Consider the following 22,697-nt stretch of genomic DNA (forward strand, 5'->3'; position numbering starts at 1 on the left):
AGCTGCGCCGGCGAGAAGCCCCGCTTCTCGCCTTTTTTCGTTGCTGCTAATTGATCGATTGGTCCATTTCCTGGGCTGGACGCTCATGCCGTGGCTGGCCCACTGCACAGGCTGGAATACCGACTACCGTGGTCCGGGGAGGCACGGCTTTGAGCACCACACTGTTGGCCCCCACCTTGGAGCCCGCGCCAATCTCGATATTGCCGAGGATTTTAGCCCCGGCCCCGATCATCACACCGGTCCTGACCTTGGGGTGGCGATCCCCACTGTCCTTGCCGGTGCCCCCCAGGGTGACCCCCTGCAAGATCGACACATGATCCTCGACCACCGCCGTTTCGCCGATGACGATGCCGGTACCGTGGTCCAGCAGTACGCCGAGCCCGATCCTGCATGCAGGGTTGATATCAATGCCCAGCACCACATTACATCGAGCCTGCAGGTACAAGGCCTCCAGGCGACGCCCCTGTTGCAGTAATACATGGCCAAAGCGATAGGCCTGCAACGCGACAAAGCCCTTGGCAAACAGAAACACCTCAAGCTCGCTCTGAAACGCCGGGTCGCGCTGCACCACGGCTTCCAGGTCGGCGGCGATAGCGCACACAATGTCCTCCCGGCCGCTGAGTTCATGAAGCACATCATGCATCAAGCGGCGTTCGTGGGGCTCGCTTGGCCCCAGCAGGCCAGCAATACGCGCAGCCATGGCCGAGCCGAGGCCCGCGCATTCCAGCACCGGGCCGATGACCAGGCACCCCAGGTTTGGATGCCGCTCAAGGGCGGCGATCGCTTGCGTGTTCAAGACATGCCACAGCCGCACGGCAAGGGCGCCAACGTCGACCGGATAGTGCGGCGGTGCATCATCATTGATCAGAAACATTGGCATGACCTCCCAGGTCAGCAGCCGAACTCATGGCCGCGAAGCACGTCCGTACGAACGAGGCAAACCAGGCTGCCCCTGAATACAGGATCGCGTCGTTGAAGTCGTAGCGGGATGAATGCAGCGGCGGTTCATTTGCCTGGCGGGCAGCGCCCAAAAACGCGAAAACGCTGGGTATACGCTCGCTGAAAAAAGCGAAATCCTCGGCCGCCATGGTGGCCTGCGCCTGGTCTAGTACCTGCTGTTCGCCGAACACCTGCCGGGCGGCCTCCAACGCCAGGTCGACCATGAACGCATTGTTGATCAGCGGTGGGTAGCTGCGGCGAAAGTCCACCGTCGCCTGGCAACCAAAGGCCTGGCCGATACCGTTGCTCATCCGCTCGATCGCCCCGGCAAGCCGGTCAACCGTCTGACGGTCAAAGGAGCGCACCGTGCCACGGATAATCACGGTGTGAGGGATGACGTTAAAGCCATTGCCTGCCTGGACCTCGGTCACGGTCAATACGGCCCCTTCGAGCGCATTCACCTCGCTTGCCACCATCGATTGCAGCCCCAGGCACACGTGGGCGGCTGCGGTGATCGGGTTGGTCGCGGCATGGGGTTGGGCGGCGTGACCGCCACTGCCCTCCAGGCGAATCTCGAACTTGTTACTCGACGCCATCAGGGGCCCGGACCGGGTGGCAAAACTGCCGGCGGGCAACAAGGGCCAATTATGCAGGCCGGCGATTGCCTGGATAGGAAAGCGTTCCAGCAGGCCATCATCGAGCATGGCTTTGGCACCGGCGTGTCCCTCCTCGGCCGGCTGAAAGACCAGGCACACGGTACCGTTGAAATCGACATGGCGGCTGATCAACTCGGCGGCGCCCAACAGCATCGCCATATGGCCGTCATGACCGCAGGCATGCATGCAGCCCGGGTGCCGTGATACGTGGCCAAACGTGTTTTGTTCAGCGATGGGCAAGGCATCCATGTCGGCACGAATGGCAATGCAGGGGCCTGCCTTGCCTTTGGTGATCACGCCAACGACGCCGGTCCTGGCCATCCCGCGAATATACGGGATCCCCAACGCGTCCAACTCTGCACAGACAGTGTCGCCGGTTTGCGTTTCCTGGTAAGCCAGTTCGGGAATACCATGCAAGGTCTTTCGCAGCTTCGCCAGTCGGTCCACAAAGCGTTGCTGTTGTTTCAGGGTCATCATCATGATGTCGTCCTCCGACGGGTATCATGACCGCTACCGCCCTGATGAAAATCGATTTGCGTTAAACCCAGGCGTGAAAAAAACTAAACCCAGTCAGCCCCCCAACTGAATATCAAACGCGCTCGCCAGGCGCTTGCGGCCTTTGGCAGTGACTGTCAATGCACGCGAATCCAGGGCACGCACGAGCCACTTGTCTTGCACCATATGGCCCAGCAACGCCGCGCCTAAGGTGCCACCTACATGGGCGCAACGCTGGCTCCAGTCCAGGCAGGGAAAGGCAAACCGACGCCGCGCCTGGGTGTCGGGGGTGAGGTCCATGCCCATTCGGGTCAGGTGCTCAATGCCCTTGGGGGTCAGTCCATAGTCGCCCTGCTCTTGGCACATCCACTCGCCCACCAGCAAGGCATCGTGCAACATGACACCCACCTCCCCGGCCAAATGGTCGTAGCAGGTGCGGGCATGGCGCAGATGGCAAGGCGTGGAGGGCTTGAACGCCGGCACCTCAAATGAGGTAATGGACAACAGCCCTTCCAATGCCTTGGCGACATCGGCACTTGCGAGTTGAAAGTAGCGATGCTTCCCTTGGGAAACCAACGTCACCAGCCCTTGCTCCAGCAGTTTCTGAAAATGGCTGGACGCCGTGGAAGGACTCTTCTGCGCGACCACAGCCAACTCGGTGGCCGTACGGGCCCGGCCATCCAGCAAGCAGCACAACATGCGCGCCCTGGCAGGATCGGCAATCGCCGAGGCGACATTGGCCAGGCGCAATTCGGATTGCTCAACATCCATTGTTCGATGCTCCTCGAAGTGAAACGTACACCGCAAGCATAACCTATGAGCCAACATGGAGGAGATGGCGATGAAGAACACCCGTTTTTTTGGACAAACCGTACTGACGTGTACGTTCATCCTGGCAGTGGTCGGCTGGGGCGTAGGTTTTTACGGGCCGCCCATTTACATGCAGGCCGTCATGGACCGTACTGGCTGGCCAATCGCCCAGGTATCGGCAGCCGTCACCCTGCACTTTCTCAGCGGCACACTGGTCATTGCCAACCTGCCGCGGATTTATGCCCGCTTCGGCGTGCCTGCCATTACGTTGCTGGGCAGCATCGTATTGGGAGTCGGGGTGAATATCTGGGCTCAGGCCAACCAGCTATGGGTGTTGTATGCCGGCGCCATCTGCTCGGGCATCGGCTGGGTCACGCTGGGTGCCGCCGCCGTCAATACATTGATCGCCCCTTGGTATGTCAAGGAGCGGCCCAAGGCCCTGGGCAAGGCATACAACGGTGCCAGCATGGGCGGGGTAATCTTCTCGCCCTTATGGGTGTTTTTGATTGAGCGTTTTGGCTTTGGCACGGCGGCGCTGGTGATCACCATCACCGCAGTGGTGCTGATGGGCAGCTTCGCCTTTCTGGTCTTCAACAAAAGCCCGCAAAGCCTGGGCCAGCATCCCGACAACGCCGCACTGCCGGAACCCATCGCAACCAGCGCCAGCGTCACGCCCTGGACTGCCGCACAGACCCTCAAGTCAGCGAAGTTCCGTACCCTGGCCGCCGGTATGTCGCTGGGGCTGTTCGCGCAGATCGGCTTGATCGCGCACCTGTATTCGATCCTGGTGGGACGCATGGGCGCCCATAACGCCTCATTCGCCATGGGCCTTGCCACCGCCAGCGCAATGGGCGGTCGTTACCTCGCCGCACGGCTGATGACCCGGGGCACCGACCGTCGTCAACTGGCCTGCCTGGGCTACGCCATCCAGATGCTTGGGACGCTGATGCTGCTTGGCCTGGACAGTCACCCGGCAGTGGCCTGGGTGGCGGTGCTGTTGATCGGTTCAGGCATCGGCAACGCCACCTCCCTGCCACCGCTGATCGCACAGACCGAGTTCAGCCGCGAACAAACCGCCAAGGTGATCGCGTTAATGGTGGCGATCAGTCAAGCCACTTATGCTTTTGCCCCGGCGTCCTTCGGCCTGATTCGCTCAAGCTTTTCCGAACCGGGCCAGGCAATCATCGCCCTCGTGGTGGCCGCCGTGGTTGTACAAACACTGGCGATCCTGTCGTTTTATCTCGGTTCGACCGCGCGCCCATTCGGCAAAACCGTCTATTGACCCCTCCTCCGGCCAGGCAGTTGCGCTGCCTGGCCGCATACGCCCTACCCTGGATTTAGTCCTCCTTAATCCAGAATTGAATAATTCTGCGTTGTCAATCAACCCTCCCGGAAACACCATCGAGTGAACTTCTCCACTCGCAGGGTGAACCCATGGGTTTTGAAATTTTCAGGAAAATGGATTGGTCCGCACTGGTGCATGAATACGACCTGGACGGAAAACGCCTGCTGCCTTGGGACGGCTACCCCATGCCATTTGCCGCCGGCTGGTGCGTGGTACGGCCCAACACCCGCAGCGAACCCCACGTACAAATCGACCAGGAAATCTTCATTGCCCTCAAAGGTCAGGGTCGGCTGGTCATCGGTGACGCGCAGTACGTGTTTGAAGCCGGCGATATCGCCGCCATCCCGAAACATACCAATCATTACGTGATCAACGACAGCGACGAAGACTTCCACTTCTACGTCGTCTGGTGGGACAAATTCATCGCGGGTGACTACATGAACGCCGATATCGCTCACCTGGAGACCGAGAATGTCTAAATTCATTATCACCATCACACCACCGACGCCCAATGGCGACTTGCACATCGGTCACCTGGCCGGGCCCTTTTTGAGCGCTGACATTTTCACCAGGACTCAGCGGCAAAAAGGCCATGACTGTGTGCTTGTTTCTTACTCCGATGACTATCAGTCCTACATGCTGCGCCGGGGCCGCGAGCAGGGTCGCGAACCGGCGCTGATCGGCGAGGAAAACACCCGCAAGATCAAGATCAGCCTGCAAATGGCCGGTATCGAAATTGACCACTGGATGACCTCACTGGACAACACCTATTTTCGTGATGCAGTGCTGGAGCTTTATCACCACGGCGTCAACAACCACAACATCTATCAGAAAAACGTCCTGGCGCCTTATTGTCGCGCATGCAATACATGGGGTTACGAGGCCTTTGGTCGTGGGCAGTGCAGTAGCTGCGGCCAGGATTCAGACGCAAGCCAATGCGAAGAGTGTGCCTGCGCACCGAACTACCTCTACATGAAGAACTTCAAGTGCAAACTCTGCGGCGGCGAGCATGAGTGGGTCGAGAAAGAACACGCCTACCTGAACATCAGCAAGAACGTACGCAAACTGCGCACCTGGCTCAGCGACAGCGCCGTGCGCCTTAACTCACAGGCCTTTGTCGAGCGGGAGTTGGCGCCCACGCCACAGGACTGGCAAATCACCCGCCATGGCGATGCGGGCCTGGATATCGGCCAGCCCAGCCTGGGCAAAACCCACACATGGTTCATGGGCATGGCTGGGTACATCGCAGCGACTCGAGAACATTTCACCGTCAACCAGCAAACGCCGCAGCTATTCGATGCCTTCTGGCGTGCCGACGACACGACTCTGGTCAACTTCCTGGGCTATGACTGCCTCTACAGCCATGGCATCGCCTACCCCATCCTCCTGGACGGCGGCCCCTACGGCAAAAAAAACCAGCGTCTGTACACCAATATGTTCTTGAAACTCAACGGCCTGAACCTTTCCACCAGCCGCAACCACGCCATCTGGATACGGGATCTGGTCAGCGACTACGACACCGACTCAGTCAGGCTGTACATGGCCCTGCTGGCGCCGGAAGAGCACGAGAGTGACTTTGTTGAAACCCAGTTCGTGACATGGCACCAGGACTTCTACCAGGAGAAGCTCGAAGCCTTGACCGTCGCGGCCACACACGAGTCCCCGGCGTTCTGGCTGGACGGTATGCAACGCAATGAACATAAGCTGTTATGCGAGGTGTACAACCGCTGGTCCACAGTGACCAGCGCCGACAGCTTCTCCAGCCGCAACCTGGCCTCGTTGTCGGTGGAGCTCTACGAGCTGGCTTATTCGCGGCTGCAAGCGCAGAAGCCGCTGTATTACCTGGTGGCGCTGGCGTCATGTATCAGCGCACCGATCACGCCGACCTTGTCCAGGCAAATGCAGAAACGCTGTGGGTTCAACGAGCCGCTGATCCTGGATAACCTGATCAATGCCAACTTCCTTGATTACTCCATCTAGGGAGCACGCCATGAACAACGATTTCGAGGTGGCCGTGATTGGCGGCGGAATCATCGGGCTGACCCTCGCGGCGCTATTGGCAGAACGCGGTGTCGATACCCTGTTGGTGGAGCAGAGCCGCTGTGGTTATGGCGGTGCGACCGCCCATACCGGTGGCATATGCCGCACCTTTGAACCGAACCCGCGGCTGGCGCAATTGGCCAAGCTGGTGGGTCTGAAACCCGGCGAAACCGAAGTGGAGTCGATCTTGCGCGCACATGAGCAGGTAACCGGCGCGCTGTACCGAATGCCCCCGGGGGGTTCGCCAGCCACAGACGCCAGGGTCCAGGCCATCTCGCCTCAGGCCGCCGCCGCGCTGGCCGGCCGCCCGGTGAGCAACGGCGGTACTTACTACCATGAGCCGGGCGCCGCGGTCAGCGACGTGCATGCGACCCTAAGCGCACTGCGTGGGGCCCTGCGCAAACATGGCTGCCTGATTGAGCGCTGCACCGTCCAGCGCCTGGTGGAACAGCAACACACCACCCATGTCGAGATCCACAGCCTGGAAACCGTCTACCGTGCACGATGTGTGGTCAATGCCGCAGGCGCCGGCAGCCCGGCACTCAGCCCGGTCGAAGGGGCAGAGGTGCGCACCATCCCGTACATCAAGTTCCGGGGTTCGTCGGTCCCCGCATTGCCTTGCATCGATTATGTCGACAGCACTTACGTATTGCCGCTCGGCGATAACCTCTTGCAGAGCAGCACCGCGATCCGGCCCGGATTGCTGCAAATAGAGGAAGACCCGCGGCACCTGCGCCTCATGGTCGAGGACTGCAGGCAGCGATTGCGTGGCCTGCTGGGTGATGTAGATGACTACTCACTGCTCTCGATTGACCTGGCCACCGACCTGTTTACCCCTGACGGCTTGCCCAGGCTGGGGCCCCACCGGCCCGGTTCACGCCTGTGGCTGGCAACGGGCCTCAATGGCGTTGGCTACAAATACGCCTATCCGATCGCAACGCGCATCTACGACCAAATAGCCCGACAACGCTGACCACCTTTTTGCAGCCTCTTTGAAACCCACGTCCAGGGAGGGACGACCATGCCTTTTTGCATCGGTATTTCGGCAATTTTCGAAAGCGCCAGAACCGTACATGCCCGCACATTCCTGGCGGCCATCAACCATTTCGTCAACACCCATGACACTCAAGGGCTGTCGTTCATCTTCGAAGACGACGACGCCAGCTACGAGGGTGGCCGTCGCGCAGCACAGCGTTTGATCGCCAAGGGCGCCGACATCGTGGTCGGGCATTTTTCGTCCGACGCCGCAGCGGGCGCCTTGCCGGAGTATCAGCGCCTGGGCATACCCGTGCTGTTGCCGGCAGCGACCAAACAGCAATTGGTCGGGAGCACGGCCATCGCTTTTCGCCTGTGCCCCTGCGACAACGGCTTGATGACGCTGCTGGCCAAGCATTTACTCCAGAGTTACCCAGGCGCCAGCGTGCAGATTGCCCATGATTCAACCGAGCATGGTGAATCCCTGGCCCTGGCCCTTACATCGATTCTGGTCAACTCCAGCGTGGGCATTTGCTCCTCAGTGAAGCACGCCGCAGCCGTGATCTATTGCGGGCGCTTGAACAACAGCATCCGTTACGTCAACGCCCTGTTCAACCAACGCTGTGAAGTGCCGGTTTACCTCACCGACGATGCGCTCTCCAGCTGGTTTATCCAGAACACACCGCCGTCGGACAGCCTGCGCATCGTTGGCTTGTCGACGGGCAATCGTATGCCGTCGGCGTACGAAACTTATTACTTGGAAAGCCTCGCTGCCCTGCAAATCGCCAAGGCCCTGAGCCATGCCGGCGAAATGCTCGATGCCCTGCACACCGCCACCTTCGACACCGTGATGGGCGATGTGCAGTTCAGCGATGGGGAGAACCGAATGGCACGAGCGGCGCTTTGGAAAATCCACAACCAACGCTTCATTCCCTCCACTTCTGCTTGAACACAGGTGCCCCATGCAGGTAACGCCCGACTATTACGAAATGATCAATATCGGTTTTGGCCCCGCCGGCATTGCCTTGGCGTGTGCCCTCGAAGAAACCGCCCAAGGACCGCTGGACACCCGGCAATGCCTGTTTCTGGAAAAGAACGCCAGCTGCGCCTGGCACCCCGAGTTTCTCCTGGACGGCACCGACATCAATCACCACGTCCTGCGCGACCTGGTGACCCCACGCAATCCACAGAGCCGACACTCGTTCGCCATGTACCTCAAGGAACATGGTCGCCTGTATCAATTCGGCCTGCTGGGTCGTCCTGCCAGTCGTAACGAGTGGTCCGACTATGTGGCCTGGGTCGGCAAGGCGTTCGCGCCTTACGTGCACTATGGGGAGGAAGTCGAAGAGATCCGGCCAGTCATGGAGGGCGGCGAAGTCAGGCAACTGTTGGTGGTGACCTCCAAGGGGCATTACCTGACACGCAACCTGGTGCTGTCTACCGGCAGCACGCCCAATATCCCGAGGCAGTTCGCCAGGCTGGACAGCACCCGTGTGATTCACACCTCGCGCTACCTGAGCAGTATCGAGACCCTCGATCGCCAGGCCAGTTGGTCGTTCGCGGTGATCGGCTCCGGACAGAGCGCCGGGGAATCCATCGTCGACCTGTTGAATCGATTTCCCAACGCCCAAGTCACTTCGATCCACCGCAGCAGCGGCTTCAAGATTGCGCAACTGGGCCAGTTTCCCAACCAGGCGTTCCATCCCGACCGCGTGGCCTATTTCCATAAACTGGGCCAGGCCGAGAAGTCGATGATTCTGGAAGAGGTCAAGTCCACCAATTACTCCGGCATTGATGTCGACGAAAGCCAGGCGCTGTATTCGCTGTTCTATGAGGGCCTGGTCAGCAACAAGCCAAAACTGGCACTCCAGATATTCACCCACATCGAATCGGCCTCGCACACCGCCACTCACGTCACCCTGCAAACCTGCGACCCGTACACCCAGGAACGCAGCAGCGTCAGCGTTGACTACGTGATCCTGGGCACGGGCTACACGCAGGACTACATCCCTTCGGCACTCTCGCAACTGCAACCCTGGCTGACACTGGGCAACGACAACGGCGTGCAGGTGGAACGCAATTACAAGCTGGCCACCGACCCGCTGTTCAAACCCGCGATCTTCGTCAACGGCCTTTCCGAGCGCTCCCACGGTATCGGCGAGGGGCAGTCGTTTTCCTTGCTCGCCATGCGCGCCGGCGTCCTGACCCACTCACTGTTTTGAACACCCATAGGTATCGACATGTATAACGCCTCTTCCGATATCGTATTTGACGACGTTTTCCTCACCATCAAGGGCCTGGGCATCCGTTGCGCGTTGAAACTGGACTACTTCAATGCCGCCGGCTCAATCAAGATGAAAACGGCCCTGGGCCTGGTCCTGAGCCTGGAGCAGCAGGGACTGATCAATGAGAACACCACCCTGATCGAGTCCTCGTCCGGCAACCTGGGGGTTGCCTTGAGCATGATTTGCGCCGAGCGCAAATACCGATTCACGTGCGTCTGCGACCCGAATATCTCTCAGTCGAACCTGAAGCTGATGATGGCCCTGGGTACGCGAATCGTTCAGGTCGACACCAAGGACTCCAACGGTGGTTTCCTCGGTACCCGGATCGCCTACGTCCAGCAAAAAATCGCCGCCGACCCGAACTGCCTGTGGCTTAACCAGTATTCCAATCCGGCGAACCCGCAAACCCATGCCCGTACCACCGCTACATCGATCTTCAACAGTTTTACCCGGGTCAACTACCTCTTCGTAGGCGCAGGTACCACCGGGACCTTGATGGGGTGTATCGACTTCTTCAAAAAACACAGCCCCTACACCAAGATAATCGCGGTAGACAGCCTGGGCTCCGTGACGTTTGGCGGGCCGGCCGGCAAGCGTCATATCCCGGGCCTGGGCTCCAGCCAGATGCCGCCGCTGTTTCGCCCCGACAACCTGTATGCCCTGGAAGTGGTCAAGGAGGCTGACACCATCCAGATGTGCCGTTACATGGCCAGGCAGAACGGCCTGTTATTCGGCGGCTCCACTGGCACGGTTCTGGCCGGAGTGATGGCCTGGAAAGACCGCATTCATCCAGACGCTACCGTCGTCGCCATTTCCCCCGATGCCGGCGAGCGTTACCTGGACACCATCTACAACGACGACTGGGTGCGCGCGCGATTCCCGGACTATGACTTCAACCACACCTGCCCCAGTGCCGTGACACGAGACAAGGAACGCTCACATGCCTAGCACCAGCCGTTTGAAAAACCCTGATTTTCACATTGTCCGGGGCACTACCATCCGGGACATCTTCAATCAGTTTCCCACTCTGGCGCTGGACGTCGTCCGGGACACGTACTTGCAGCATCACCGAGGCTGCACGGAAAACCCGGACAGCTACTTCCTGCGTTTCCAGGACCGGCCCGCAGACCGCATTATCGCGCTCCCCGCCGCCAGCCTCGATGGCCTGGACAAGATCGCCGGGCTCAAGTGGATCGCCAGCTTTCCGGGTAATACCCGGCACAACCTGCAACGCGCTTCGGCCACGTTGCTACTCAATGACCTGGAGACGGGTTATCCCGTCGCGCTGCTGGAAGCGTCGATCATCAGTGCCGTTCGCACGGCAGCCTCCGCGGTCCTGTCGACCTTTTACCTACTGGGGCGGCGGACCGAAATCCCGCGGCTGTCGTTTGTCGGCGCCGGGGTTATTTCACGGACCATCCTCGAACAATTCAGCACTCACCAGTGGTCTATCGGCGAGGTTCTGATCCACGATACCGACCCGGACTCTGCCGCGGCCTTCAAGGCCCATGCCCAAGCGCTGGGGCTTGATTGCACGCTGGTAAAACACCTCGAACATGCCCTGGAAGCCAATGTGGTGGTACTGGCCACCAATGCCTCGCAGCCCTATATCGATGAGCAGTACTCACTAAAGGCCGGCACCGTGCTGCTCAATGTGTCCCTGCGCGACCTGGCGCCCGGCCATATCCTGGAGGCCTTCAATGTGACCGACGACACGGAACACTGCCTCAAGGCCAACACCTCATTGCATGTGACTGAACAACAGGTAGGCCATCGCGACTTCATCCATTGCACCCTGGCACAACTGATGCTCGGGGAATGCACGCCCGACCAACGCCGCCCGTTGATTTTTTCGCCGTTTGGCCTGGGTGTGCTTGACGTGGCGCTGGGTAAAAAAATCCTGAACATCGCGCTTGCCCAGCACCAGGCAATGCCCGTCGATGACTTCTTCGAATCCACCGTCCGCTGGAGTTGAGCCATGCGAATAGCACTTGTCGGGATAGGCGCCACAGGCTTGCTGGCATTGGCCAAAACCTTTTCCATGGCCAAGCGTCATCCCCAGGTATCGGTCACGGTACATGCCTTCGATGTCCAGGCTGCGGGCCAGGGCGTTCACCGCATCGACCAGGCCGATTACCTTCGCCTCAATACCGTGGCGGGTCAACTGTCGATGTTCGAGGACGACGACTTCTCACTGTTTCCCAGGCACTCGTTCCGCCCCACCCTCTATGATTGGTTAGCGCGCGAACATCCGGGGGCCATCAGCGGTGCACAGGATCGCTTTGCGTATTTGCCGCGCAAATACCTGGGCTTGTACCTGCAGTGGTTTTTCACCCAATTGCTGGAACACACGCCCGGCAACGTCAGGTTCGAATCCTCGTGCAGCTTGATTCACGCAGTTGAGGACGAGCCGGATGGGCGCTTTCGACTGCTCGCTTCGCCGCCCGTGAGCGGAGCCTACGATACCTTGCTGCTGTGTACCGGGCATGGCGTACTGTCCGGCAACACATCTGCCATGCCAGGCATCAAGCCCTACCCCTTGCCCGGCGCCCTTGAAGCCATCGCCTGCGATTCAACGGTGGCCATCCAGGGGGTCGGGCTGACGGCCATGGACGTTGTGGCCGCCTTGACCACAGGCCGGGGTGGCACTTTTGAGCGAACCACCGGCGGGCTGAAGTACTTGCCTTGCGGTCATGAGCCGGTCATCAACCTGTACAGCAACTCCGGCATGCCCTACCGGGCGAGGCCGGAAGTCGACGACGCAGTGATTCGCCACCAGCCGTTGCTGCTCACTCGCGCGGCTATCGACCAAATACGACGCGGCACACCAGACCAGAAAATCGACTTTGAAAAACAGTTACTGCCCCTGCTTCATCAGGAAATGGCAGCGGCCTACTACTGCGCCTGTGCAAGCCAATATGAAAACAGCGTCGATGGCTACCAGTCGCAATACCGGAAAGCCCGGGCCCGACTGCAACAGGCACTGGCCGCCGGAAACCTGCCCGGTCTCTTCACTCGTTTGGCCGAAGAATATGGTGCCTACCTCCCCCATCAGGTCCTGCCATGCAATCCACCCGATGACCTGACCGACAGTAGCTACCCCCTGTGGTTTGTCGCCCAGTTGCAAACGGATATCCAGGAGAGTACTGAAGGCTGCCGACACAACCCGTTGAAGAAATCCCTGGAGATCTGGCGCGACCTGCGAAACGAGCTGTGTTATGCCATCGATCATCAAGGATTGAACCGCGACGCCCATCATGTTTTTTATACGCACTACTGCCCGTTGATCAATAGACTGGTGGCCGGGCCACAAAAAGAACGCCACGCAGAGTTGGTGGCATTGATTCAAAGTGGCCACGTTAATATCCTGCCTGGCTACGACGCCACCGACAGTTTTAATCCGGTTACACGGCAGTACACCCTTACTCTCAAGAAACCCGTAGAGCAACGGTTTATATTCGACCACCTGATAAAAGCCAACATCAGCGCGCGGCATGCCCAACATGAACTGCACGCCCTGCTAAGTTCGATTATCGAAGACCCAGGCGCACTTTCCCGCCAGGCCTATAGCGATTTCTCAACCTACAATCAACCGGACTTTGTACATTCACACTTACGAAAGCGAATCTATGTATTTGGTCCGACACTGGAAGGCTCCAGTTATTACAACCACTACGTGCCCTCCGGCAGCCGCTCACGTATTTCATCGACACTGGAAAAGTGCCTGAACAACGCCATTCATTACTACAGCCATTGTTTCAGCAATACCTTTTAGGAAAACAAACACCCAGCTTACATTTTGGGGCACCAGGAAATAATATTTTTACGCACTTGCATACATATAACTTTGAGATTAGCGTACACAAAACTCCAACGAACACCCGCGCTCACCTCTTCATTCATGAAGCGTATTAAATGATTAAACTTCGCTGCGGCCTGGCCTCAAACGCACCATATTAGCGCAACCAATGACCCTCTATATGGGAATATCGATGTTCTACAAACCCCCTAGTCCCTGATCGCCATTTCGCCGCTTCAGGGCGAGTACTTTAATATACAAGAACGTCTCCACCCCGGCCGAGCGCAGAGGCCGAGACCTGTCTTGGCAAAAAATAACTCTTTGAATAGCAGCATGGGTTTCGCAGTGATAGAACTACAACAAGGGACTGAACGATGAGCAGATCAATGCCACTATCATCGCTCCATATATTTGTAGAGGTTTGTAAACATAACAGCATGAAAAAGACTGCCGACATACTGTGCGTTACTCCTGGCGCCATCAGCCAGCAGATAAAAAGTCTTGAGGACCGGATGTCCGTAAAACTGTTTGAGCGATCCCATCGAGAGATAAGCCTGACCAGCGCGGGCAGGAACCTTATGGACCAGTTGGCCGTCTCGTTCAACAACATTGAGGCGGTATGGGAGGACTTCGAGCTGTTTCGAAGCAAGTCTGCCCGGCTATCGGTCAATACCACCGTGTCCTTCGCCAGTTCCTGGCTGATTCCACGACTCACTCGGTTTCAACAGCGTTGGCCAGACTTCGAAATCAACCTGTCCACCTCCCATCACCCGGCAGACCTCCGCCGCGACGGCATCGACATTGCGATCCGCCATGGCCAGGGCATCTACCCGGGCCATCACAGCGAAAAACTGTGGGCGCCCAAAGTGCTGCCGATAGCGCACCCCGGGTTGCTGAAAAAGGATCGACGGATTCAGGCACCTGCCGACTGCCTGTGCTACCCGCTGCTTCAGGACGCCAGTCGTTCGAACTGGAAGCTGTGGCTCAAGACTTACGGAGTCGAGGATAACCGTTCACGGCGCGGTTCCAGCTTTACCGATGATCACCTGCTGATCGAAGCAGCCATAGCGGGCCAGGGTTTGGCACTGGTCAGTGATGTGTACGCACGCCCTGCCATTGAGGCTGGATTGGTGGTGCCAGTCCTTGAGGCCTCATCGCAAACCGAGGAGGCTTATTACCTGGTGAGCACGCAGGAACAAGCGGACGATTGGAAGATAAACATCTTCAAGAACTGGATAAAAGCGGAGGTCGGCCTGTTTTTCAAGACAACCGAACTCTCCCCCCATTCCCGACAAGCTGATTACGTATGCGAATAAGCATGCACTGCATAATCGGATCATTACCGTGTCAAAAACCGCTGGGGCATCAGCGGTTTTTCATCTCGGGCGCTGTTTCAACTACCGTCGCCGCCATGGGCCTCTTCAAAGAAGTAATCCTTCCAGCTCCCCGCCTTGTTTTTCAGCACGCCCAGTTCCTGCAATTTCTCGGCATAGATATAGGTACGCTGCGGCACGATGGTGAAGTCGATTTCCGGGTCCTGGACGATGTTCTCCACCAGCGCCAGCGGTAACTTCGACTGTTCTACACGAATGTAGGCCTGGGCCGCTGCCGGCTTGTCGGCCTTGATGATGGTCTCGGCCTCGGCCAACGCGTCATAGAACGCCTTGTAGGTCTTGGGGTTTTCGTCGTGGAATTTCTCGGTGGTGTACAGCACGTTGAACGTGGCCGGGCCGCCGAGAATGTCGTAGGAACTCAGCACTTTGTGCACCTTGGGATTCAACAGTTCCTGGTACTGGAACGGCGGGCTGGAAAAGTGCGCGTTAATCTCCGAACCACCGGCAATCAGCGCGGCGGTGGCGTCCGGATGCGCCAGGCTGATGGAGATGTCATCGAACTTTTTGTAGTTGTCATTCCCGAATTGCTTGGCGGTTTCGATCTGCAAGGTGCGCGACTGGAAGCCCACGCCCGCTGCCGGTACGGCGATGCGGTCTTTTTCGCTGAAGTCCTTGAGGGTCTTCACGTCCGGGTTATTGGTCAGCAGGTAGTTGGGCATCGACCCCAGCGAAGCGATGGCCTTGACGTTCTGCTTGCCCTTGGTGCGGTCCCATAGCGTCAGCATCGGCGGCACACCCGCCGATACCACGTCCAGCGCGCCAGCCAGCAGCGACTCGTTCATCGCGGTGGCGCCGGAGATGCTGTTCCACTCCACCTTGATGTCCAGGCCCTGCTCTTTGCCGTGCTTCTCGATCAGGTTCTGGTCACGAACCACGTCGAGGATCAAGTAGCCGATGCCGAATTGCTGGGCGATGCTGATCTTGCCTTCGGCCTGGGCGCCAGGGCTGAGCAAAACGCCGGTCGCCGCCAGAGCAGCTGCCAGCAGAGTCAATGAGGGACGCTTGACGGTCATGAGGGGGTCTGCCGCATTAATGAGAAGGGCAGCGAGCGTAGCGACGAACGGGCACGCGGAAAAAGAACATCGGGATCTATGGATATGCGAAAAACACTGCCTGCCGGTGCCTTCGGCTGGTATCGTGCCGCCCTTGAAAAAACCGCTGCGAGGAAATGGACCTTGAACACTGACGAAAAAATGACCGGTGACTTGTTCGAGGTGGATAAGCGCCTGTCACTCAAGCCCGTGGTGGACTTCAACACTTACCTGCGCAGCGCCTTCGGCGATGGCCCCTGCACCTGCATCCGCTGCGTCGCCAGCGAAGGCAACGAGGCCGGTTACGAGTTCCAGCACACCTTCGATTTCGACGCCAAGAAAGTCCATCGCCGCTTCGCCTCCACCGCCGGCAGCGACGTGCTGTTGATGCTGAAGAAGGCCTGGCTGTCCTACACCAAGGCCGAACTGCCGTTGAGCGGCACGCTGGCGCTGGACACGGTGAAAGAGTTTGTCGAGCCGCAGTTGCACAAACGCGTGGCACCGCTGTTCCTGGCCAGTGGGCTGGTCAAGGATGTGGAAGGTGAGTTGAGGATGCAGCCGCAGGCAGTCGCCTGACGGCACGGTCTCGGTGGGGATTGGCTTACAGGTCGGTAATCGTGGTGCCTGCGATGGTTTCGGCAAATCCAACACCGAACACTTGCCCCGGCGTTGCGAAACCCGGTTGGCGTTCACCGGCCAACACCCGACGTGCCGCTTCCACCGCCGCCAACGGAGTGTAGGTGTAGCCGTTAACGGTCTCGATCACCGAACGCGCCACGCGGCCATCGGCCCCTGTGACTTGCGCCACTGCCCGGGCACGATGCGCCTCGCGCTGTTGCAGGCTGGGGCCGTCGGGCAGCTGTGACAGGTCACCTTCGGGAAACGCATCGCCGCTGATGTGCACGAACATGGCGATATTCGGAATACCCGTGGAATGCCACGCTGTGACCAGGTCACCAAAGGACAGCGGTGCGCACAGCACCGGGCCATCGCCAAAATCCAGGAGCTGTGGCTGGGCATCCGCGGTAGCGATGAGTTGCCCGTCCACCCGCGCCAGGAGCCCCGCGCCGATGATTTCACCGACGCTCATGGCCGAACCCCGGGACATGGAACCGGCGACCTGTAACGCTACTGTCAGCGACTGCGGGGTCTGCACCCGACGCGCCACGTGCATCGCCAGGCAATCCGTCGGCACCACATCCCAGCCAACCCCGGGCAATAGCAAGACGCCCGCCTCGGCTGCCCCGGCACCCAGTTGTTCTGCCAAGCGGTAAACGTTGATTTCGGCGGTGATGTCCAGGTAGTCGACGCGTGCCGCGATACACGCCTGCATCAGCGCGCCCGCCGTCTGCGCAAACGGCCCCGCGAAGTTCAACAGCACGTCTATGCCATCCAGGGCATCACCTGCGAGGGTGTCCGGGGTGAACACGCGGTACGGCACGCCCAGTTGCGCAGCCAGCGGTGCCAGGCGTTGGCTATTGCGCCCGGCGATCACCAGGTCCAGCCCTTGCGCCTTGGCGTTTTCGGCCGCCATGCGCCCGGTGTAGCCCGTGGCGCCGTAGATCATTAAAGTTTTCATTGGGCGTGCTGCCAGTTCTTGTAGACGAATTCCAGGCTGTAGCCGTCGAGGTCCAGCACGTTGGCGGCGTAGTAGTTCGGGTCATAGTGCAAGCGTGCGCCGGGGGGCCCATTGTCGACGGCGCCGGCATTCATCGCCGCCTGGTAGGCCGCATCAACCTCGGCGCGGCTTTTGGCGACAAAACCCACATGCACCGCCCTGCCCTCAACCACGCCCTCGCGCAACCAGAAGAATATCCGCCCATTGGCGCCGAACCCCTTGAGGTCCGGATGGCCTGGCGGGCCGTCCTTGCCGTCGTAGTCGTGGCGCGTGGTGATGCCCAGCGGTGTCAGTGCGCCATGGTAAAAATCGATCGAGCGTTGAATGTCACTGACCGATAAAAAAATGTGATCCAGCATGCTGTAGCCTCGCTCTTCAGATGATGTAACCGCCCGCGACCTCGATCGTCTGGGCATTGATCCAGCGGCCGTCTTCCGACAACAACATCGCGATAACACGCGCCACATCCTCAGGTTCGCCGACTCGGCCAAGAGCCGTTTGTGAAGCCAGCAGCGCTTCGAATTCATCATTAAGCCCGCCGCCCAGCTCGGTACGGATTGCCCCTGGCGACACGGCATTCGCCCGGATCTGCCGCCCGCCAAACTCCTTGGCCATGTAACGGGTGAGTACGTCCAGCGCGCCCTTGAAGGCTGCGTAAGGTGCAACGCCGGCGGTAGCCACGCGGGTCGTCGCGCTGGTCAGGTTGACGATGCAGGCATGCGCTTGCAGCAACGGCAGCAAGGCTTGAGTCAGGAAAAACGGGCCTTTGAGGTGCACATTCAACAGGCCGTCGAACTGGGCCTCAGTGACCGATTCCAGAGGATTGAACAGGCCATAACCTGCGTTATTCACCAGGCCACTCAAGCCGCTCTCGCCCCAGGTGGCCGATAACGCCTGTTTTACCGCCTCGCCAAAGCCCTCAAAGGAGCTGACGTCAGCCACGTCCAATCGCAGCGCGACTGCCTTGCCGCCCGCCGACTCAATCTTCTGCACAACCGCCTGGGCAGCTTCTGGATGGCTGTTGTAAGTCAGAATCACGCCCATGCCGTGCCGGGCACATAACGCTGCGGTGCTGGCACCAATGCCACGGCTACCGCCGGTAATGAGGATAACGCTCATGTCTTGCTCCACTGCTTGCTCAAATGAGTCACCACAGTAGGCGCGTGCGCCTGCCCCGACGCAGCCGTTCCTGCTCGAAACCTGCCTGTTTCTGCTTTTTGCTTGCACAGTGCACACCCGGGCGCTCAGCATGGCCGGCATGAACACACAACTGATCGAACTGCGTGCCTTGGCCGCCAAGGCCGAAAACCGCCGGACTGAAACGGGCATCCCGCGCGTGGCCATGGTCCAGGGCGCGATTCCCGAACACATGCTGGCCGCCGTGTATGACCCGATGATCAACCTGATCCTGCAGGGCAGCAAATCCATGACCGTGGGCGATCGCACGCTGCGATATGACCCGGCGACGTATTTTGTGATGTCCATCGAGCTGCCAGCGGTTGGCACCGTACACCCGGCGGCCACCGGCGAACCTTATCTGGCGGTCAGCCTGACACTGGACCCGACCGTGCTCGCGACGCTGCTCGGCGACTTGCCCAAACCTGCCGGACGCTACGACCACGACGCGGGATTTTCCGTGGCCGCCGTCACCCCCGAACTGATGGACGCCTGGCTGCGCCTGTTGCGGCTGATGGGCAACCCTGAGGCAATAGCCGCCCTCGCGCCGGTTTACGAGCGCGAAATTCTCTACCGCGTGCTGCAAGGGCCCCACGGCTGGATGCTGCGTGAAATAGCGGCACCCGACACGGCCATGGCCCGGGTGAGCCAAGCCATCCAGTGGATCCGCCGGGACTTTGCCGAACCGATCCGGGTGGAAGCCCTGGCACAGAAAGCCGCGATGAGCGTGTCGGCCTTCCACCGGCACTTCAAGGCCGTCACCAACCTGAGCCCGTTGCAGTATCAAAAACGCGTGCGCTTGCTGCAGGCCCGCACGCTGATGGTCGCCAGCGCCAAAAACGTCACCAGCGCCGCCTTCGAAGTCGGCTATGAAAGCGCTACCCAGTTCAGCCGCGATTACGCCCGGGTGTTCGGCCTGCCGCCGGCGCGGGATGCAGCGCGAATCCTGGGGGAAAACCGCGGCCCGAGGGCGAACTGACCGCAACGTGCTAGCCTGCCAGCGCACGCCCGCACGACAAGGAATTGCCGATGGCAGAGCCAAGCAAGAAGATGAGCCTGATGGGCCTGACTACCCTGGTGGCGATCAACATGATGGGCTCGGGCATCATCATGTTGCCCGCCAGCATGGCGCAGTTGGGCGCGATTTCGCTGCTGTCCTGGGTGATCACCGCCGTGGGCTCGATGGCAATCGCGTACTGCTTTGCCCAATGCGGCCTCTTCTGTACGCGCACGGGCGGCATGTCGGCTTATACCGAAGAGGCCCACGGCAAGTCGGGGTTCTTCCTGTGTTCGTTTCTGTATTTCCTGTCGCTGATCATCGCCAACGTGGCGATTGCGATTTCGGCGGTGGGCTATCTGTCGTCCTTCATCCCGTGGCTGGGCAGCGGGCCTATCCCATTGTTTATCGGCACCCTGGGGCTGATCTGGCTGACCACCGTGGCCAACTTCGGCGGCCCGCGCCTGACCGGCCGGATCGGCGTGATCACGGTGTGGGGCGTGATCATTCCCGTGGCCGGTTTGAGTGTGATCGGCTGGTTCTATTTCAAGGCTGGGGTGTTCAGCGACGCCTGGAACCCCAACCAACTGCAACTGTGGGACGCCATTGGCGCCAGTATCCCGCTGACCCTCTGGGCGTTCCTCGGCATGGAATCCGCCGCCCAGGGCTATGACGCCGTCGAAGACCCCAAGCGCACCGTGCCGCTGGCCTGCCTGCTCGGTACCCTGGGCGCGGCGCTGGTGTATGTGCTGTCGACCAGCGTGATCCAGGGCATCGTGCCCAACGCCGAATTGGCCGAGTCTTCTGCGCCGTTTGCCCTGGTGTACGCGCAGATATTCACGCCGCTGGTGGGCGACATCATCATGGCGCTGGCGGTGGTGGCGTGCATTGGCTCGCTGCTGGGCTGGCAATTCACCCTGGCGCAAACGGCCAAGATGTCGGCGGACCAACGTCTGTTTCCGCGCTTCTTCAGCCGGGTCACCCGTGCCCACGCGCCGGTGCTGGGGATGATCGCCTGCGCGGTTTTGCAGAGCCTGATTGCCTTGTCAACCATCTCGCCCACCGCCAGCGCCCAGTTCAGCAAGCTGGTGAACCTGGCGGTGGTGACTAACTTGATCCCTTACGTGATGGCGCTCACCGGGCTGCTGGTGATGATGCACAAGGCGCGGGTGCCACGGTCGGTTTATGCACGCAATACCACGGTGTTGCTGATTGCCGTGGGGTACTCGTTGTATGCGATTTATGCGTGCAATGAAGAGGCGGTGTTTGGCGCGACGCTGGTGTTGGCGTTTGGGTATCTGTTGTACGGGTTTCTGGCCCGGCGATTCGTCACCACCGATGCTGGGTGAGGTGAATGGATTGTTGGTGCGGTAGTTGGGTGTATATCCGTTATTTGGGTGATGGCTTCGATTGGTTCCGCTCTTACAGCGGCTCACTTTTGAACAGCGCAAAAGTAAGCAAAACGCTCTTGCCCCACCACTCGGCACCTCGCTTAGGCTCGGTGTGCCCTCAGCTCCGGTAGCACGAAGCGGGCCGCCGCGACGGGGCGTCCCTGCCCCGTCGCGGCTAAACCGGCGTCCTGCCGGTTTACCCGCTCCGTACTACCTGCGTTCGGCCAGCGTGGTTTAACGGGGCGCCTAAGATCAAGATCAAAAGCAGATCAAGAACACAGCGGCCTACCGGCCGGCTTGAGTGGTGTAGAGCAAAAGCAAAATCAAAAACAAAAGCGGGCACGGTCCAAATGTGGGAGCGGGCTTGCTCGCGAAGGTCGTTAACGATGACGCTGACATCCTTAATGAACGCGGTGCCCTCAGGTTTTTCGCGAGCAAGCTCGCTCCTACAGAGGAGCGGCTTTTGATCTGCGGGCCCCCCTCAACCACGATGGCCGCAAGTAGGCACGGTGCAGCGGGTAAATCGGACGCCGGTTTACCGGCGCTGGGCCAGGGATGGCCCATCGCAGCGACCCGCGGAATCGGGCCTTCGTTCCGGCATGCCGAGCCTAGGCGAGGCACCGAGTGGTGGGGCAAAGACCCATTGGTTACTTTTGGCTGGGCCGGCATTCCGGGCGTTTGCCAAAAGTGACCCGCTTTAAGAGCGCAACCATAGGAAGCCGTTACCGCAGCAACGGATATGTACTCAATCAATCAAACCACTCCCTCCGTTCGAGAAACGTATTCCGAATCATCTCCACCACCCACCCCACCTCCTGCGCATGCCTTACCTCAGCACTCACCCCCATCCAGACCTGCCGCTGCATCCCCTCCAAAAACACCCCGTCCAACGCCGTCAACCCCCGGTCAAAACAACTCATATACCGCGGCAACAACCCAATACACGCACTGCAGCGAATCATCTCCAGCATCAACGGATACGCCTGCACCTGCACCACCCCCGCCAAACGCTGCTCCACCAGACTGTTCCAGGGCCGCAACGCCTCCACCTGCCGGTCGGGCTGCCACTGCACCAACATATAATCCGCCAGGTCCTCGATACTGTCCGGCCGCACCGCCAACCGCGAGTAACGCTTGGCAATGTGCGGCGAATAATCCAGCCGCGCCAACACCTCAGGCGCACCAATGCCAAAGCTCGGCCCAGGCCCCGGCGACTCCATCCCCGACAACCACACCACCACATCCGCATCCAGCGCCCGCAACGCCAACTCACTGTCGATGGAAATGATCTCCAACCGCACACTCGCATTACGCCGCAGCAGCGCAATCAGGTCACGCCCCAAAATGTCATGCAGGATCGACTCGGCAACCGCCAGCCGAATCAACGGTTGTTCCAGCACCGGCAGGCGCCGCTCATGGGCCAGGGCAATCAGTTGCGCCTGCAACTGCTGCCCCTCGCGACTGAGGGACAGAACATTGCCCTGGTAGCTGAACAGCGAGCGGCACAGTTGCTCCTCCAGTTGCGCCAGGCGCTTGCGCAATTGCGTGGCCTTGATGTTGAGGCTGCGCGCGGCCTGCATGAAACAACCGCAGCGCGCACTGATCAGGAAATACTGCGCCACCTCGGGCTCGATGGTGGCAGCCAGGGCCAGCCAGGCCTCACGGGACTCAGTCAGCGCGCGGTAGGGCGTGGTGCCGTGAGGTACAGCCGGGTCAAGAAATACCATGGGAGACTCCCTGTCTTGT

21 protein-coding genes are annotated in these 22,697 nt (G+C 59.8%); 13 read left to right on the forward strand and 8 right to left on the reverse strand.

Annotation, left to right across the window (positions count from 1 at the left end):
• Positions 1–46 precede the first annotated feature (46 nt).
• From cysE to CEC48_RS22790, 3 genes are all read right to left on the reverse strand, one after another.
• Positions 47–874, reverse strand: a complete 828-nt coding sequence (cysE, locus tag CEC48_RS22780; protein ID WP_088425802.1) for a serine O-acetyltransferase — start codon at positions 872–874, stop codon at positions 47–49.
• Positions 858–2,075 (reverse strand): amidohydrolase, encoded by a 1,218-nt coding sequence (locus tag CEC48_RS22785; protein WP_088425803.1) that lies wholly within the window; start codon positions 2,073–2,075, stop codon positions 858–860. The genes cysE and CEC48_RS22785 overlap by 17 nt, the downstream gene beginning before the upstream one ends.
• Positions 2,076–2,165: 90 nt before the next feature.
• Complete coding sequence (locus CEC48_RS22790) at positions 2,166–2,861, reverse strand: helix-turn-helix transcriptional regulator (RefSeq protein ID WP_088425804.1); 696 nt, start codon at positions 2,859–2,861, stop codon at positions 2,166–2,168.
• A 70-nt stretch (positions 2,862–2,931) separates the two neighbouring features.
• Here CEC48_RS22790 and CEC48_RS22795 point away from each other — a divergent pair, with 70 nt between their 5' ends.
• The 10 genes from CEC48_RS22795 (at position 2,932) to CEC48_RS22840 (ending at position 14,660) form a co-directional block, all read left to right on the forward strand.
• A complete protein-coding gene (locus tag CEC48_RS22795) occupies positions 2,932–4,182 on the forward strand; it encodes an MFS transporter (protein WP_088425805.1) in 1,251 nt (416 codons plus the stop codon).
• A gap of 152 nt (positions 4,183–4,334) precedes the next feature.
• Entirely contained in the window at positions 4,335–4,724 is a 390-nt protein-coding gene (locus CEC48_RS22800; protein ID WP_088425806.1) for a cupin domain-containing protein, read from the forward strand.
• A complete protein-coding gene (locus CEC48_RS22805) occupies positions 4,717–6,225 on the forward strand; it encodes a methionine--tRNA ligase (RefSeq protein ID WP_088425807.1) in 1,509 nt (502 codons plus the stop codon). The genes CEC48_RS22800 and CEC48_RS22805 overlap by 8 nt, the downstream gene beginning before the upstream one ends.
• Before the next feature lie 10 nt (positions 6,226–6,235).
• The gene (locus CEC48_RS22810; protein ID WP_176438768.1) at positions 6,236–7,258 is read left to right on the forward strand and encodes an FAD-binding oxidoreductase; all 1,023 of its coding nucleotides are present in this window, start codon (positions 6,236–6,238) and stop codon (positions 7,256–7,258) included.
• Between the two features lie 48 nt (positions 7,259–7,306).
• On the forward strand, positions 7,307–8,209 hold the full coding sequence (locus CEC48_RS22815) for an ABC transporter substrate-binding protein (RefSeq protein WP_088425809.1): 903 nt from the start codon (positions 7,307–7,309) through the stop codon (positions 8,207–8,209).
• Between the two features lie 13 nt (positions 8,210–8,222).
• Positions 8,223–9,482: a SidA/IucD/PvdA family monooxygenase gene (locus tag CEC48_RS22820; protein ID WP_176438769.1), complete on the forward strand. Its 1,260-nt coding sequence runs from the start codon at positions 8,223–8,225 to the stop codon at positions 9,480–9,482.
• Between the two features lie 18 nt (positions 9,483–9,500).
• Complete coding sequence (gene sbnA, locus CEC48_RS32265) at positions 9,501–10,493, forward strand: 2,3-diaminopropionate biosynthesis protein SbnA (protein WP_088425811.1); 993 nt, start codon at positions 9,501–9,503, stop codon at positions 10,491–10,493.
• A complete protein-coding gene (gene sbnB, locus CEC48_RS32270; RefSeq protein WP_088425812.1) occupies positions 10,486–11,520 on the forward strand; it encodes a 2,3-diaminopropionate biosynthesis protein SbnB in 1,035 nt (344 codons plus the stop codon). The genes sbnA and sbnB overlap by 8 nt, the downstream gene beginning before the upstream one ends.
• 3 nt (positions 11,521–11,523) lie before the next feature.
• The gene (locus CEC48_RS22835) at positions 11,524–13,320 is read left to right on the forward strand and encodes an FAD/NAD(P)-binding protein (protein WP_088425813.1); all 1,797 of its coding nucleotides are present in this window, start codon (positions 11,524–11,526) and stop codon (positions 13,318–13,320) included.
• 410 nt (positions 13,321–13,730) lie between these two features.
• Complete coding sequence (locus tag CEC48_RS22840) at positions 13,731–14,660, forward strand: LysR substrate-binding domain-containing protein (protein WP_256579764.1); 930 nt, start codon at positions 13,731–13,733, stop codon at positions 14,658–14,660.
• A 77-nt stretch (positions 14,661–14,737) separates the two neighbouring features.
• Here CEC48_RS22840 and CEC48_RS22845 read toward each other — a convergent pair whose 3' ends face one another.
• The gene (locus CEC48_RS22845) at positions 14,738–15,751 is read right to left on the reverse strand and encodes an ABC transporter substrate-binding protein (protein ID WP_088425815.1); all 1,014 of its coding nucleotides are present in this window, start codon (positions 15,749–15,751) and stop codon (positions 14,738–14,740) included.
• A 162-nt stretch (positions 15,752–15,913) separates the two neighbouring features.
• On the opposite strand from CEC48_RS22845, the gene CEC48_RS22850 reads away from it, so the two are divergent.
• Positions 15,914–16,345, forward strand: a complete 432-nt coding sequence (locus tag CEC48_RS22850) for a hypothetical protein (protein WP_088425831.1) — start codon at positions 15,914–15,916, stop codon at positions 16,343–16,345.
• A gap of 25 nt (positions 16,346–16,370) precedes the next feature.
• On the opposite strand, the gene CEC48_RS22855 is transcribed toward CEC48_RS22850, so the two are convergent.
• The 3 genes from CEC48_RS22855 to CEC48_RS22865 are packed head-to-tail and all read right to left on the reverse strand — an operon-like array spanning position 16,371 to position 18,506.
• On the reverse strand, positions 16,371–17,348 hold the full coding sequence (locus CEC48_RS22855; protein ID WP_088425816.1) for a trans-acting enoyl reductase family protein: 978 nt from the start codon (positions 17,346–17,348) through the stop codon (positions 16,371–16,373).
• Positions 17,345–17,746: a VOC family protein gene (locus CEC48_RS22860; RefSeq protein ID WP_088425817.1), complete on the reverse strand. Its 402-nt coding sequence runs from the start codon at positions 17,744–17,746 to the stop codon at positions 17,345–17,347. The genes CEC48_RS22855 and CEC48_RS22860 overlap by 4 nt, the downstream gene beginning before the upstream one ends.
• 16 nt (positions 17,747–17,762) lie before the next feature.
• A complete protein-coding gene (locus CEC48_RS22865; protein ID WP_088425818.1) occupies positions 17,763–18,506 on the reverse strand; it encodes an SDR family NAD(P)-dependent oxidoreductase in 744 nt (247 codons plus the stop codon).
• Positions 18,507–18,645: 139 nt separating this feature from the next.
• On the opposite strand from CEC48_RS22865, the gene CEC48_RS22870 reads away from it, so the two are divergent.
• Both CEC48_RS22870 and potE read left to right on the forward strand, forming a co-directional pair.
• Positions 18,646–19,542 carry an AraC family transcriptional regulator gene (locus tag CEC48_RS22870; RefSeq protein WP_176438770.1) on the forward strand — a complete coding sequence of 299 codons (897 nt, stop codon included), beginning with the start codon at positions 18,646–18,648 and terminating at the stop codon, positions 19,540–19,542.
• A 50-nt stretch (positions 19,543–19,592) separates the two neighbouring features.
• Positions 19,593–20,909 carry a putrescine-ornithine antiporter gene (gene potE, locus CEC48_RS22875; RefSeq protein WP_088425819.1) on the forward strand — a complete coding sequence of 439 codons (1,317 nt, stop codon included), beginning with the start codon at positions 19,593–19,595 and terminating at the stop codon, positions 20,907–20,909.
• 791 nt (positions 20,910–21,700) lie between these two features.
• On the opposite strand, the gene CEC48_RS22890 is transcribed toward potE, so the two are convergent.
• Entirely contained in the window at positions 21,701–22,678 is a 978-nt protein-coding gene (locus CEC48_RS22890) for a LysR family transcriptional regulator (RefSeq protein WP_088425822.1), read from the reverse strand.
• Positions 22,679–22,697: the final 19 nt, after the last annotated feature.

This window comes from Pseudomonas sp. K2I15, assembly GCF_002204795.1.
GTDB lineage: Bacteria > Pseudomonadota > Gammaproteobacteria > Pseudomonadales > Pseudomonadaceae > Aquipseudomonas.

Coding starts and splice junctions, on each gene's coding strand:
- CEC48_RS22890 (WP_088425822.1), bottom strand. CDS start 22,678: ATGGTATTTCTTGACCCGGCTGTACCTCACGGCACCACGCCCTACCGC.
- CEC48_RS22820 (WP_176438769.1), top strand. CDS start 8,223: ATGCAGGTAACGCCCGACTATTACGAAATGATCAATATCGGTTTTGGC.
- potE (WP_088425819.1), top strand. CDS start 19,593: ATGGCAGAGCCAAGCAAGAAGATGAGCCTGATGGGCCTGACTACCCTG.
- CEC48_RS22790 (WP_088425804.1), bottom strand. CDS start 2,861: ATGGATGTTGAGCAATCCGAATTGCGCCTGGCCAATGTCGCCTCGGCG.
- CEC48_RS22805 (WP_088425807.1), top strand. CDS start 4,717: ATGTCTAAATTCATTATCACCATCACACCACCGACGCCCAATGGCGAC.
- cysE (WP_088425802.1), bottom strand. CDS start 874: ATGTTTCTGATCAATGATGATGCACCGCCGCACTATCCGGTCGACGTT.
- CEC48_RS22860 (WP_088425817.1), bottom strand. CDS start 17,746: ATGCTGGATCACATTTTTTTATCGGTCAGTGACATTCAACGCTCGATC.
- CEC48_RS22855 (WP_088425816.1), bottom strand. CDS start 17,348: ATGAAAACTTTAATGATCTACGGCGCCACGGGCTACACCGGGCGCATG.
- sbnB (WP_088425812.1), top strand. CDS start 10,486: ATGCCTAGCACCAGCCGTTTGAAAAACCCTGATTTTCACATTGTCCGG.
- CEC48_RS22810 (WP_176438768.1), top strand. CDS start 6,236: ATGAACAACGATTTCGAGGTGGCCGTGATTGGCGGCGGAATCATCGGG.
- CEC48_RS22865 (WP_088425818.1), bottom strand. CDS start 18,506: ATGAGCGTTATCCTCATTACCGGCGGTAGCCGTGGCATTGGTGCCAGC.
- CEC48_RS22785 (WP_088425803.1), bottom strand. CDS start 2,075: ATGATGATGACCCTGAAACAACAGCAACGCTTTGTGGACCGACTGGCG.
- CEC48_RS22840 (WP_256579764.1), top strand. CDS start 13,731: ATGCCACTATCATCGCTCCATATATTTGTAGAGGTTTGTAAACATAAC.
- CEC48_RS22815 (WP_088425809.1), top strand. CDS start 7,307: ATGCCTTTTTGCATCGGTATTTCGGCAATTTTCGAAAGCGCCAGAACC.
- CEC48_RS22870 (WP_176438770.1), top strand. CDS start 18,646: ATGAACACACAACTGATCGAACTGCGTGCCTTGGCCGCCAAGGCCGAA.
- CEC48_RS22845 (WP_088425815.1), bottom strand. CDS start 15,751: ATGACCGTCAAGCGTCCCTCATTGACTCTGCTGGCAGCTGCTCTGGCG.
- CEC48_RS22795 (WP_088425805.1), top strand. CDS start 2,932: ATGAAGAACACCCGTTTTTTTGGACAAACCGTACTGACGTGTACGTTC.
- CEC48_RS22835 (WP_088425813.1), top strand. CDS start 11,524: ATGCGAATAGCACTTGTCGGGATAGGCGCCACAGGCTTGCTGGCATTG.
- sbnA (WP_088425811.1), top strand. CDS start 9,501: ATGTATAACGCCTCTTCCGATATCGTATTTGACGACGTTTTCCTCACC.
- CEC48_RS22800 (WP_088425806.1), top strand. CDS start 4,335: ATGGGTTTTGAAATTTTCAGGAAAATGGATTGGTCCGCACTGGTGCAT.